The 12,662-nt window shown below is 71.6% G+C and carries 12 protein-coding genes; 6 read left to right on the top strand and 6 right to left on the bottom strand.

Going from position 1 to position 12,662, the window contains the following annotated elements:
- Positions 1 to 49 precede the first annotated feature (49 nt).
- Both ACIHAD_RS04085 and ACIHAD_RS04080 read left to right on the top strand, forming a co-directional pair.
- Positions 50 to 2,215 (top strand): serine/threonine-protein kinase, encoded by a 2,166-nt coding sequence (locus ACIHAD_RS04085; protein WP_397352850.1) that lies wholly within the window; start codon positions 50 to 52, stop codon positions 2,213 to 2,215.
- A 55-nt stretch (positions 2,216 to 2,270) separates the two neighbouring features.
- Positions 2,271 to 3,245 carry a malate dehydrogenase gene (locus tag ACIHAD_RS04080; RefSeq protein ID WP_357707730.1) on the top strand — a complete coding sequence of 325 codons (975 nt, stop codon included), beginning with the start codon at positions 2,271 to 2,273 and terminating at the stop codon, positions 3,243 to 3,245.
- 34 nt (positions 3,246 to 3,279) lie between these two features.
- Here ACIHAD_RS04080 and ACIHAD_RS04075 read toward each other — a convergent pair whose 3' ends face one another.
- The gene (locus ACIHAD_RS04075; protein ID WP_397352849.1) at positions 3,280 to 4,512 is read right to left on the bottom strand and encodes an MFS transporter; all 1,233 of its coding nucleotides are present in this window, start codon (positions 4,510 to 4,512) and stop codon (positions 3,280 to 3,282) included.
- A gap of 219 nt (positions 4,513 to 4,731) precedes the next feature.
- Positions 4,732 to 5,682: a UDP-glucose 4-epimerase GalE gene (gene galE, locus ACIHAD_RS04070; RefSeq protein ID WP_397352848.1), complete on the bottom strand. Its 951-nt coding sequence runs from the start codon at positions 5,680 to 5,682 to the stop codon at positions 4,732 to 4,734.
- 86 nt (positions 5,683 to 5,768) lie between these two features.
- Here galE and ACIHAD_RS04065 point away from each other — a divergent pair, with 86 nt between their 5' ends.
- Positions 5,769 to 7,082, top strand: coding sequence for a hemolysin family protein (locus ACIHAD_RS04065; protein WP_397352847.1), 1,314 nt, complete (start codon positions 5,769 to 5,771; stop codon positions 7,080 to 7,082).
- Between the two features lie 14 nt (positions 7,083 to 7,096).
- The gene (trpS, locus tag ACIHAD_RS04060; protein WP_397352846.1) at positions 7,097 to 8,101 is read left to right on the top strand and encodes a tryptophan--tRNA ligase; all 1,005 of its coding nucleotides are present in this window, start codon (positions 7,097 to 7,099) and stop codon (positions 8,099 to 8,101) included.
- Between the two features lie 35 nt (positions 8,102 to 8,136).
- Here trpS and ACIHAD_RS04055 read toward each other — a convergent pair whose 3' ends face one another.
- From ACIHAD_RS04055 to ACIHAD_RS04045, 3 genes are all read right to left on the bottom strand, one after another.
- Positions 8,137 to 8,343, bottom strand: coding sequence for a hypothetical protein (locus tag ACIHAD_RS04055; protein WP_397352844.1), 207 nt, complete (start codon positions 8,341 to 8,343; stop codon positions 8,137 to 8,139).
- 95 nt (positions 8,344 to 8,438) lie between these two features.
- Positions 8,439 to 9,629, bottom strand: coding sequence for a helix-turn-helix domain-containing protein (locus ACIHAD_RS04050; RefSeq protein WP_397352843.1), 1,191 nt, complete (start codon positions 9,627 to 9,629; stop codon positions 8,439 to 8,441).
- Positions 9,630 to 9,763: 134 nt separating this feature from the next.
- Complete coding sequence (locus tag ACIHAD_RS04045; protein WP_397352841.1) at positions 9,764 to 10,237, bottom strand: MarR family winged helix-turn-helix transcriptional regulator; 474 nt, start codon at positions 10,235 to 10,237, stop codon at positions 9,764 to 9,766.
- Between the two features lie 92 nt (positions 10,238 to 10,329).
- Between ACIHAD_RS04045 and ACIHAD_RS04040 the strand changes: the two genes are divergently transcribed.
- Positions 10,330 to 11,193, top strand: coding sequence for a haloalkane dehalogenase (locus tag ACIHAD_RS04040; RefSeq protein ID WP_397352840.1), 864 nt, complete (start codon positions 10,330 to 10,332; stop codon positions 11,191 to 11,193).
- Here ACIHAD_RS04040 and ACIHAD_RS04035 read toward each other — a convergent pair.
- Entirely contained in the window at positions 11,190 to 11,696 is a 507-nt protein-coding gene (locus ACIHAD_RS04035) for a MarR family winged helix-turn-helix transcriptional regulator (RefSeq protein WP_397352839.1), read from the bottom strand. The genes ACIHAD_RS04040 and ACIHAD_RS04035 overlap by 4 nt on opposite strands.
- A gap of 393 nt (positions 11,697 to 12,089) precedes the next feature.
- On the opposite strand from ACIHAD_RS04035, the gene ACIHAD_RS04030 reads away from it, so the two are divergent.
- Positions 12,090 to 12,644: an amidohydrolase family protein gene (locus ACIHAD_RS04030; RefSeq protein ID WP_397352838.1), complete on the top strand. Its 555-nt coding sequence runs from the start codon at positions 12,090 to 12,092 to the stop codon at positions 12,642 to 12,644.
- Positions 12,645 to 12,662: the final 18 nt, after the last annotated feature.

The following is a 12,662-nucleotide window of genomic DNA, read 5'->3' as shown; positions in this document are numbered from 1 at the left end:
GCGTCGTAAAGTTTGCGTGGTTGGGGTTCAGTGAACGTGGGGAAGACGAATGCCGCAGATCTCGCCGCTGGTGGCCGGCGATCCCGCGCTGCTGGGATCGTTCCGGCTGTCCGGACGGGTCGGCGAAGGCGGCCAGGGGATCGTCTACCTGGGCGTCAACGAGCAGGGCGAGCGGGCCGCGATCAAGCTGCTGCACGTGAAGTTCAGCGGTGACACGATCGCCAGGTCGCGTTTCGCCAGGGAGCTGAAGGCGGCGCAGCGGGTGGCCTCCTTCTGCACCGCGCGGGTGATGGAGGCCGACCTCGACGGCGACACGCCGTACATCGCGAGCGAGTACATCGACGGGCGGGCGCTGCGCGACATCGTCGAGACCGACGGCCCGCTCGGCGGCACGGTGCTCGACCGGCTGGCCATCGGCACGGCCACCGCGCTCACCGCCATCCACCACGCCTCGATCGTCCACCGGGACTTCAAGCCCGACAACGTGCTCATCGCCGCCGACGGGCCGCGCGTGGTCGACTTCGGCATCGCCCGCATCATCGACTCGACCGGCACGATCACCAGCCGCGCGATCGGCACGCCCGCGTACATGGCGCCCGAGCAGATCGCCGGCGACGACATCGGCCCCTTCACGGACGTGTTCGCCTGGGGGGCGACCATGGCCTTCGCCGCCACCGGGAAGGCGGCCTTCGAGGGCAAGTCGATCGCAGTGGTGCTCAACCGCATCCTGAACCACGAGGTCGACGTGGAGATGATGCACGAGCCGCTGCGGGGGGTGGTGCGCTCGGCGCTGGCCAAGTCGCCCGACGAGCGGCCCTCGGCCGACCAGCTCCTGCTGCGCCTGCTCGGCCAGACCGGCACGGGCACGGGAGCGTCCACGGCGGTGCTCACCCGGGGCGTGCAGGTGGCCGGTGACGACACGACGCCGTTCACGCGGGTGTCGGCGACGTCCATCACCGAACGGCCCGCCACGCAGGCCACCGGTCACCCCGTCCACCCCGCCGGCCCCGCGGGCCCCGGCCGCCCGACGTCCGGCACGGCCCCCGTCCACGACCGCACGACCGGGCAGCAACCCCGTCACGACCGCACGACCGGGCAGCAGAGCCATGCGGGGCCGGCGACCGCGCCCCCCGGCACAGGGACCGGCACAGGGACCGGCACAGGGACCGGGACAGGGACCGGCACAGGGACCGGCACAGGGACCGGGACAGGGACCGGCACAGGGACCGGGACAGGCGCCGGCGGTGTCGCAGGGCACATGGAGACGGCGCCGCCCGGCCAGGGCCCGGTGCCGCGGCCCCTCGCCGAACCCGTGCCGTCCGGCGCCCGGCGGCGGCTCAAGGTGTGGCTCGCGCTGGCCGCCGCCCTCGTCATGCTGGTGGTCGCGGCCGTCGCGGCGATGGCGAACGGCTGGTCGCCGCTGGCGTTCAGGGGCGAGGTCGTGACCCCTGCGACGACGGGCAAGAAGACCCAGCGGCCTCCCACGTTCACCTCGGTGGTGGACAAGGTCGCCCAGACCGGGAAGATCGTCATCGGCGTGAAGGGCGACCTGCCGGGCGTCGGCCTGCAGAACGGCGACGAGTTCGCCGGCTTCGACGTCGAGGTGGCCAAGCTCGTGGCCGCCGCGCTCGGGGCCGAGGAGACCACGTTCGCCCGGGTCAGCCGGGACGACCGGGCGGGCGCGCTGGCCGACGGCAGGGTCGATCTGGTGGTCGCCACGTACTCGGTGGACCGGAGCGAGGTCGAGTTCGCCGGACCGTACTACGTGGCCCACCACGACGTGCTGGTCCGCGCGGGCACGGACATCGACGCCCTGGAGGACCTGAAGGGCAGGAAGATCTGCGCGCCCAACAGCCCGACGGTCGGCGAGGTGCAGGACAAGGTGAAGGTCGAGCCCGTGACCGCCGGCGACTACGCCGCCTGCATGGACCTGCTCAGGCAGGGCAAGGTGGACGCGGTGCCCGGCGACGACCTGATCCTGGCCGGGTTCGCCAGCCGGGAGAACATGCGCTACAAGATCATCGGCGCCAAACTGAACAACGAGCGGTACGCGGTCGGCGTACGCGACGGCGATGCCAAGACCTGCACCGCGGTCAAGGGCGTCATCGCCGACCTCTACCGCAAGGGCACCATCAAGAAGCTCCTGAACAGCCACTTCGGCAAGGTCGACTTCACGCCCGAGCTGAAGGTGCCCGCGATGGAGCCCTGCGAATGACGAGCGGTAACATCCGAAAGTCCAACGAATTCATCCTGTGAGTTAGGGGAAGGCCATGGCCACGCCCGTCAAGGTAACCGTCACCGGGGCCGCCGGTCAGATCGGCTACGCACTGCTGTTCCGCATCGCGTCGGGACAGCTGCTCGGCGCTGACGTCCCGGTCAAGCTGAGCCTGCTGGAGATCCCGCAGGCGGTGAAGGCGGCCGAGGGCACCGCCATGGAGCTCGACGACTGCGCGTTCCCGCTGCTGTCCGGCATCGAGATCACCGACGACGCCAACGTCGCCTTCGCCGGCGCCAACGTCGCCCTGCTGGTCGGCGCCATGCCGCGCAAGGCCGGCATGGAGCGCGGCGACCTGCTCGGCGCCAACGGCGGCATCTTCGGCCCCCAGGGCAAGGCGATCAACGAGCACGCCGCCGACGACATCAGGGTCCTGGTCGTGGGCAACCCGGCCAACACCAACGCGCTCATCGCCCAGCAGAACGCGCCCGACGTCCCGGCCGAGCGCTTCACCGCGATGACCCGCCTCGACCACAACCGCGCGCTGTCCCAGCTCGCGGCCAAGCTCCAGGTCCCGGTCACCGAGATCAAGAAGATGACCATCTGGGGCAACCACTCCGCCACCCAGTACCCCGACCTGTACCACGCCGAGGTCGGCGGCAAGGTCGCGGCCGAGCAGGTCGACGGCGAGTGGTTGCGCGAGACGTTCATCCCGACGGTCGCCAAGCGCGGCGCCGCCATCATCGAGGCCCGTGGCGCCTCCTCGGCCGCCTCGGCCGCCAACGCCGCGATCGACCACGTCTACGACTGGGTCAACGGCACCGAGTGGACCTCGGCCGCCGTCGTCTCCGACGGCTCGTACGGCGTGCCGGAGGGGCTCATCTCCTCCTTCCCGGTGCGTTCGGTCAACGGCCGGTACGAGATCATCCAGGGCCTGGAGATCGACTCCTTCTCCCGCGAGCGCATCGACGCCAGCGTGGGCGAGCTGACCGAGGAGCGCGACGCGGTCCGCGAGCTCGGCCTCATCTGAACCCGGCGCGACACACCGGACGCGCGTCCCCGGCTCAGCGGGGGCGCGCGTCCGTCGTCGTGAGGGGGAGGGCGGCGGCGCGGGTGCGCTCGGCCCAGCGGGTCACCGGCGGCACGGCGAGCCCGGCCGCCAGGAAGAGCCCGCCGAACAGCAGCCAGCCCGGCAGCCCCCAGCCCACGATGACCGTGGTCATGACGGCGGGCACGACGATGTTGGCCACCTGCTGGCCCATCCCGTACAGGCCCTGGTACTGGCCGATGGCCTGCGGCGGGGCCAGCTCGTACGACAGCCCCCACGAGCCGGCGGCCTGCAGCAGCTCCCCGAAGACGTGCAGCAGCGCGCCGCCGAACAGGGCGACCAGCGCCACCCAGACCGGCTGCCCGGCGGCCAGGGCCAGCAACACGCACGCCAGCAGCAGGAACACACCCGAGCGGCGCTGGGCGCGGGCCGCGCCGGCCGCGTCGTCGGTGCCGCGGCTGAGCCGCACCTGAAGGAGCGTGACGGTGACGGTGTTGATCATGGCGACCGCGGCCACCGTCCACGTGGGCGCCGACGTGCGGCCGGCCACCCAGAGCGGGATCGCGATGGTGAGCAGCCCGTTCTGCATGAACAGCACCGCGTTGAGCAGCGCCAGCGCCGCGTACGGCCGGTCGCGCAGCACGATCCAGACCGGCTCGCCCGCCTTCCGCCGGACCGGCGCGACCGGCGGCACCCGGAGCGTCAGCGCCGCGCTCCCGAGGTAGCAGAGCGCGCAGCCGAAGATCATCCCCAGGTACACGGGCCTGCTGTCGAAGTGCAGCGCCGCGCCCGCGCCGAGCCCGCCGACCGACCAGCCGACGTTGGTCACGGCCCGCAGGTACGCGCGCACCCGCACCCGGTCGGGCCCCGGTACCGCGCCGCCGACCAGCGCCGCCCGCGCGGTGCCCTCCGCGGCCTCGGCGAACGTCACCAGGGCGGCCACCACCACGAACCCGGCGAACCCCGACACCAGGGCATACACCGGCACCAGCAACCCACCCGCGGCCGAGAAGGCGATCTGGACGCCGCGCGGCCCGGCCAGGTCGGCCAGCCGTCCGGCCGGCAGCCCGGCGGTGAGCCCGACGGCCGCGGCGATCGTCATCCCCAGCCCGATCTCAGCGTCCGACAGGCCGACCGACAGCTTGAAGAACAGCACGCTCACCGTGACGAACAGGCCGCGGCCGACGGAACGCAGGAGGGTGGCGTACGTGAGCGCGCGCACGGGCCCGCTCTCGGGGAGGAGTGACACGGCGGAACACGCTACTGGTCACCCGGAATGTCCTTTTCCTCCACCCCCGGGCAGGAGGGGACGGGCTGGGCGGCCGGCGCGGGCTGGGAGGTCGCGAAGAGCACCCCGGCCGCCGCGGCGAGGCTGCCCAGCAGGATGAGGGCACCAAAGACCAGCTTCGTGACCCTTGGTGAAAAGCTCCTCACATTTGGGTATCACAGCACATACTCGCCACCCGCATCAGGCGTTCCTGGAAAGTGCCGTCCACGCGTCGGAGACGATGTCGCGCAGCGCCGCCCGCTCGGCCTTCCAGCCCAGGTCGCGCTGGATCCGCGCGGACGAGGCCACCAGGACGGCCGGGTCGCCGGGCCGCCGCTCCCCGACGACGACCGGGATCTCGTGGCCGGTGACCTCGCGGCAGACCGAGATCACCTCCTGCACGCTGAACCCGGTGCCGCTGCCCAGGTTGTAGATCTTGTGCTCGCCCTCGGCGATCGCCTCAAGGGCCAGCAGGTGCGCCCGCGCCAGGTCGCTGACGTGGACGTAGTCGCGCACGCAGGTGCCGTCGGCGGTGGGGTAGTCGGTGCCGAACACGCTCACCGAGTCGCGCTCGCCGGTGGCGACCTTGAGCACGTTCGGGATGAGGTGGGTCTCGACCGTGTGCCGCTCGCGGAAGCGGCCGTAGGCGCCGGCCACGTTGAAGTAGCGCAGGCTCACCGCGCCGAGCCCGCGGATGCCCGCATAGGCGCTCAGGGCGGTGTCCACGGCCAGCTTGGAGGCGCCGTAGGGGTTGGTCGGGCGCGTCGGGTCGCCCTCCTCGACGGGGGAGCGCTCGGGCTCGCCGTACGTGGCCGCCGTGGAGGAGAAGACGATCCTGCGCACGCCCTGGTCGCGCATGGCGTCGAGCAGGGCCAGCGTGCCGCCGAGGTTGTTGGCCCAGTAAAGGCCGGGCTTCTCCACCGACTCGCCCACCAGGGACTTGGCCGCGAAGTGCAGCACCGCGTCGATGCCGTCGAGCGCGTCGTGGGCGTTCGTGATCGACTCGCGGACGAACCGGGCACCCTCGGGGACCGCGTCCTCGTGGCCCGTGGACAGGTCGTCGAGCACGGTCACCTCGTGCCCCGCCTCGACGAGCTGCGCGGCGACGACGCTGCCGACGTACCCGGCGCCTCCGGTGACCAACAGCCTCATGTTCACTCCTGTTTAGATATGTTTGATTTTGTACGGCTTGCCGTTCAGCATACGCGGGAAACCCGCCGAGTACGCTGCCAACCACCATGTTTGACACCCTCGGGGCGAACATCGCCCTGGTCCTGCTCTTCATCCTGGTCGGCGGGTTCTTCGCGGGTGCGGAGATCGCGATGGTCTCCCTGCGTGAGAGCCAGGTCCGCAAGCTCGCCGGGCGTGGCCGCAGGGGCGAGCGCGTGGCCAAGCTCGCCCGCGACCCCAACCGCTTCCTGTCGGCCGTGCAGATCGGGGTGACCGTCGCCACGATGCTCTCGGCCGCCTTCGGCGCCGACCGGCTCGGGATGGAGCTCGTCCCGGTGCTCGAACGCTGGGGGGTGCCGCACGGCGTCGCGCCCGTGCTCGGGCTCGTGCTGGTGACGCTGGCCATCTCGTACGTCTCGCTGGTGCTGGGCGAGCTGGCCCCCAAGCGGCTGGCCCTGCAGCGCACCGAGGGCCTGTCGTTGTTCGTCGCGCCCTTCCTCGACCGGATCGCCTCCCTGTCACGGCCGATCATCTGGATGTTGTCGAAGTCGACCGACCTGGTCGTCCGGCTGCTCGGCGGCAACCCGGAGGCCGACCGGGAGGAGGTCACCACCGAGGAGCTGCGCGACATGGTCGTCGGGCACGCCGAGCTCACCGCCGACGAGCGCAAGCTCATCGCCGAGGTGTTCGCCGCCGGCAAGCGCCAGCTCCGCGAGGTCATGCTGCCCCGCACCGAGGTCGAGTTCATGGACGCCGAGACGCCGCTGGCCGAGGCCGCGAACCTGGCCGCCGCGCTCCCGCACTCCCGCTTCCCCGTGTACCGCGAGTCATACGACGAGGTCATCGGTTTCGTGCACGTGCGCGACCTGCTCGACCCCGAGCTGATCGGGCGCACCGAGCCGATCAGCGTGGTCGTGCCGATCCGGCCCGCCAAGTTCGTGCCCGCCTCCAAGCGCCTGCTGAGCACCCTGAACGAGATGCGCGACGAGGGCCAGCACCTGGCCATCGTGGTGGACGAGTACGGCGGCACCGCCGGCATCGTCACCATGGAGGACCTGGTCGAGGAGCTGATCGGCGACATCAGGGACGAGTACGACGTCGAGGAGGACGTCGTCGTCCTGCCCGCCGGCGAGATCGAGATCGACGGCCTGACCAACCTCAACGACTTCGCCACCGAGACCGGCGTACGGCTGCCCGACGGCCCGTACGAGACGCTGGGCGGGTTCGTGATGGCCATGCTGGGGCACGTTCCGGCCGCCGGTGAGAAGGTGGAGATCCAGGGCTTCGAGCTCACGGTCACCGAGCTGGACGGCCGCCGCATCGCGCGGGTGAGGGTGAAACGCCGGGCCGCCGTCGAGTCGCCGCCCGACCAGGATTCCTGACACAATTGCCTGCCATGGCCAGACCTCGTGTTCTCTCCGGCATCCAGCCCACCGCGGACTCATTCCACCTGGGCAACTACCTGGGTGCGGTCCGTCAGTGGGTCACCATGCAGGAGACCCACGACGCCTTCTACTGCGTGGTCGATCTTCACGCGATCACCGTGCCGACCGAGCCCGCCGCCCTGCGCAGGCGCAGCCGGGTGGCCGCCGCGCAGCTCTTCGCCGCCGGGCTCGACGCCGAGCGCTCGACCGTCTTCGTGCAGTCGCACGTGCGCGAGCACACCGAGCTCGCCTGGATCCTGATCTGCCTCACCGGCATGGGCGAGGCGGCCCGGATGACGCAGTTCAAGGACAAGTCGGCCAAGTTCGGCGAGAGCGCGGCCAGCGTCGGGCTGTTCACCTACCCGATCCTCCAGGCCGCCGACATCCTGCTCTACCAGGCCAACGCCGTCCCGGTGGGGGCCGACCAGAAGCAGCACCTGGAGCTCACGCGCGACCTGGGCCAGCGCTTCAACCACCGCTTCGGCGACACGTTCACGCTGCCCGACCCGTACATCCTCAAGGAGGTCGAGAAGATCACCGACCTCCAGGACCCGATGGCGAAGATGTCGAAGTCGTCCTCCAGCCCGGCGGGCATCCTCGACGTGCTGGAGCAGCCGGGGCCGCTGCGCAAGAAGGTCATGCGCGCGGTGACCGACACGGGCTCGGAGGTGTTGTTCGACGAGGAGAACAAGCCGGGCATCTCCAACCTGCTGCGCATCCAGTCGGCGCTGACCGGCACCCCCATCCCCGACCTGGTCGCCCGCTACGAGGGCCAGGGCTACGGCACGTTCAAGAAGGACGTCGCCGAGGCGGTCGTGGAGACGTTCACGCCGATCCGGGAGCGCACGGAGAAGCTGCTGGCCGACGAGGCCGAGCTCGACCGCCTGCTGGCCGTCGGCGCCGAGCGCGCGGCGACCGTGGCCCGGCAGACGATGGCCGAGGTCCGCGACCGCGTGGGCTTCCTGCCCAAGCTGTGACGCCGGAAGGGCGGCGGGCCGCCGCCCCTCACGGGTCATCCCGGGCGCGCGCCTGACCGGTCGAGGGGGCGTACACGCAGGCGGGCGCGGAGCGCGGCCAGGCTCCGGCCGGTGAGCCGGACGTCGCCCGACACGGCGGTCCATCCCGCTCGCCCCCGGCTGAACGCCCAGCCGGGGAACTCGCGCATCGCCTCCTCCAGCAGGCGTTCCATGACGACGGTGGCACTCGGCGTTGTGGTCATGGACGCACAGTGCCACTCCGGCGCCGCTCGGTGACGAACCGCGGCGACAGATCTCCCCGTTCGGCCGGAGCGAACTCAAAGTTCGGTCGCGGGGCTCACACGTCGATGTTGTGGCGTTCGGCGAGGAAGCGCACCTCCGGCGCCCACGACGGCCGCGCCCGGCGCGCCAGCGAGCGCACCATCTCCCGCAGCAACAGCTTGTGGTCGAGCTCCTCGGGGCTCTCGCGCTCGATCCGCAGCAGGTAGACCAGGCTCGCGGCGTCGTCGCCCAGGTCCTCGCAGGCGCGGGCGACCTGGCACAGGTGCGTGGTGCGCCGCTCGATGGAGGGCGTCCTGCGGATGTCGATGTCGTCGGCCAGGCGCAGCACGGCCTCGGGCCGGCCGGTGTCGTGCTCGATGCTGGCCATGTGGATGGCCACGTTGGTGGGGCCGAAGAAGGCCAGGTCGTAGGTGCCGGAGTGGTCGTCGGCGCGGTCGGCGAGCTGGGCGGCGATGCCGCGCACGGTCTCCCTGGCCTGCTCGTCGTCGCCGCCACGGGCCGCGCTGATGGCGGCCAGCAGGTGCAGCGCGCCGAGGGCCTTGATGTGCCGTACGTCGCCGTCGGGCACATGGGGTTCGAGGATCTCGACGCCGCGCCGGGCCACGTCGTGGGCGATCTGGTGCATGTCGTCGGAGAGCATCGACTGGCCGAGGTTCCAGTGGGCCCAGGCGAGCATCAGCGGGTCGGCCGACTCCTCGGCGTAGCGCATGGCCCGGTCGGCGGCCAGATGCGCGAGATCCACCCGTTGCAGGTGCTTGAGCACCCCCCTGGCCAGCATGTACGCGTCCGTGGCTGCCCGGTAGGCCGTGGGCGTGCGCTCGGCCGCCAGGGTCTCGGCGTCGGCCACCAGCGAGGGCAGCGCGGCCATCAGGATCGAGTACCGGCGGGCCGAGGTGAACCAGGCGTTGCGCGCCGCCGCCACGCGTTCGGTCAGTTGCTCGGCGCCGGGCGGTTCGAGGTCGGGCTCGCCGGCGCGGCAGGCGAACAGGGCGCGCTCGATGTCGCGGATCTGCGGCCTGCTGGGCTCGTGGGAGTCGCGGGGGGTCTCGCCCAGGAGCACGGCGGTCCGTACGCCGAGGACCTTGGCGATCTCGCGGAGAAGGGGCAGTGAGGGAGTGCGTTTACCGTGCTCGATCAGTTCGATGTGCCGGGTGGTGCAGCCGGACTGGGTCGCCAGCGCGGTCGTGCTCATGCCCCTTCGTTCGCGCTGGAGCCGCACCATCTGCCCGGTGCTGATGTCGGTCATGGGGGTGACGCCTCCTGGCTCGGTCCCAACACAGCACAGGCTAGGGTCACCGGACGGGCGCTGCCATGCGTTCCCCCTGGTCAGGAGGTATGTCGGCAAGCTCCCACGCCTCGGCTTTTACTGGTTTTTGCCCACTATTGGGGTGGTCGGGAGTGGTGGTCGCGCAGTCGGGCGAGCAGCCCGACGAGCTGGTCCCGCTCGGGGCCGGTCAGGGGGGCCAGCAGGTCGTCCTGGACGGTGTCGATCAGCGTGTCGAGCCCGGCGAGCCGGTCGCGCCCGCGCTCGGTCAGGGAGATCACGTTGCGCCTGCGGTCGCCGGGGTCGGGCGCGCGCTCGACGAGGTCACGCTCGGCCAGCTCGTTGAGCAGCGCGACCATGTCGCTGCGGTAGATCCCGGTGCGCCGGCTCAGCTCCGCCTGGCTGGCCGGGCCGGAATCGCGCAGCGCGACGAGCACCGCGTAGTGCCACTTGCGCGCGTCGGCGCCCGCGAGCCGTTCGCTGACCAGGCGGTCGGCCTGCATCGCGACGTGGGCCAGCAATCGGCTCGGCAGGCCGCGCAGGCGGGCGGGGGCGGCCTGGTCGCCGGCGTCGCTCATGTCGTGGCTCATGCCGGTGATCCTATCCCGTTGCGTTAGTGGCACTAACGATGTAAGTTCATTAGTGCGACGAACGTTAGTATCACGAACGAAAGAGACGTGTCATGCCTGTTGTCGACGTGCTGGACTCGACCATGTACTACGAGGACCGGGGGGAGGGTGTCCCGATCGTCTTCCTGCACGGCAATCCCGGCTCCTCCCACCTGTGGCGCAACGTGCTCCCCGGGGTGGGCGGCTCCGGCCGGTCGCTGGCGCCCGACCTGATCGGCATGGGCCGCTCGGGAAAGCCCGACCTCGCCTACCGCTTCACCGACCACGCCCGCTACCTCGACGCCTGGTTCGACCGGCTCGGGCTGGAGGACGTGGTGCTGGTCGGGCACGACTGGGGCGGCGCGCTGGCCTTCGACTGGGCGGCGCGGCATCCGGAGCGGGTGCGCGGGGTGGCCTTCCTCGAGACCATCGTGCGGCCGATGAGCTGGAGCGAGCTGGGCGAGGGGCCGCGCTCCCGCAGCGAGCTGATCAGGAGCGAGGCGGGGGAGCGGCTGGTGCTCGACGACGACTTCCTGGTGCGGACGGCCTACACGGGCGGGGTGCTGAACCCGCTGGGCGAGGAGGAGATGCGGCCGTACCTGGAGGCGTGCGCGACCAGGGAGAGCCGCCGCCCGCTGCTGCAGTGGGCGCGCTCGATCCCGCTCGACGGCGACCCGGCCGACGTGACCGAGGCGGTCGAGCGCTACGACAAGTGGCTGGCGGGCAGCGGCGACGTGCCCAAGCTGCTGCTCACCTTCGACTCCTCGCCGACCCTGCTCATCCAGGGCGAGGTGCTCGACTGGTGCGCCGGCAACATCTCGGCGCTGGAGATCGAGCACCTGGGCCCGGCCGGCCACCACGCCCCGGAGGACCAGCCGGAGGCCATCGCGGCGGCGATCCGCTCATGGGCCGACCGCCACGCCCTGCGTGCGGGCTAGCGGAAGCGGCGGCGGCCGACGGGGCCGAGGACCTCGCGCAGCGCGTCGGCCGCCGCCCTGACGTCCTTCTCCGGCACCCCGGCCAGCACCTCCTCGTGCGCCCGTGAGGAGGCGTCCAGCGCCGCCAGGGCCACCCGGCACCCCTCGGCCGTGAGCTGCACCCATCGGCTGCGCGCGTCGCCCGCGTTGGCCTCCCGCTCGACGTAGCCCGCCGCCGTCAGGCGTTGCAGCACGTTGCTGGTGCCCCCCGAGGTGAGCAGCAGCGCCTTGGACAGCTCGCTGGGCTTCATCCGGTGCGGCGCCGGCGTACGGGTGAGCGCGGCCAGCACGTCGAACTCGGCGTAGGTCAGCCCCAGCTCGGCCAGCTCCGCCTTGATCGCCTGCTCGAAGACCAGGTGCAGCCGGGACAGGCGCTTGCTCAGCTCCAGACCGGCGATCAGCGACGACGACAGCCCGGACTCCGTCCAGCGCGGCACCATCGCATCGATCTCATCCGGTTTCACGCCATCGAGGATACCCATCGGCAGATTGCTTTCTTAAAAGCTTCTCATTAAGCTTTTCGACATGACAACTCTTCTGATCAAGAACGGCACCGTGATCGACACCGAGCCCGAGCCCGTCGTGCTCGGCCGGGTGGACGTGCGCGTCGAGGACGGCCTGATCGCCGAGGTGGGCCCCGGGCTGCCCGACGTCCCGGGCGCCGAGGTGATCGACGCGACCGGCCGGATCGTGCTGCCCGGGTTCGTCGACACCCACCGGCACACCTGGCAGGCCGGCATCAGGGCCGTCGCCCCCGACATCGCCTTCGACGGCTACCTGCGCCGCGTGCTCGACGAGCTGGCCCCCGGCTACCGCCCGTCCGACGTCTACGCGGGCAACCTCGCCGGCGCGCTGGAATGCCTCGACACCGGCATCACCACGCTGCTCGACTGGTCCCACATCCAGCTCTCGCCCGCCCACACCGAGGCCACCGTGCGGGCGCTGCGCTCGGCCTCGGCTACCCGGTCAGCGGACGGGCCAGGGCGGCGGGCGCCCCGACCGGTCTCGGCATCGACACGGTGAGCTGCGCGCCGGGCGACATGTTCAGCCTGATGCGGGCGGCGTACCTGCTGGAGCGCGGCCGGCCGGGCGGCGGGGGCATGGTCTTCACCACCCGCGACGTGCTGCGCATGGCCACCGTCGAGGGGGCCGAGGTGGTGGGCCTGGGCGACGTCGTCGGCTCGCTGCGGCCGGGCAAGCAGGCCGACCTGCAACTGCTGCGTACGGACACGCTCGGCATGGCGGCGGCGCACGACCCGATCGGCGCGGTCGTGCTCAACGCCGACCCGAGCGCGGTGGAAACCGTGCTGGTCAGCGGGCGTGCCGTCAAGCGAGGTGGGCAGATGCTCCACCAGGATCTGGCGGCGGTCCTGGCGTCACTGACAGAATCGGCCGACGCCGTGACGAGGTGATCGTTCGCCTCCGGCGGG

Source organism: Nonomuraea sp. NPDC052265 (genome assembly GCF_044547985.1).
Classification (GTDB): domain Bacteria; phylum Actinomycetota; class Actinomycetes; order Streptosporangiales; family Streptosporangiaceae; genus Nonomuraea.
Note: the sequence above shows the minus strand (reverse complement) of the source record. Positions and strands in the feature narration are given on the sequence as shown.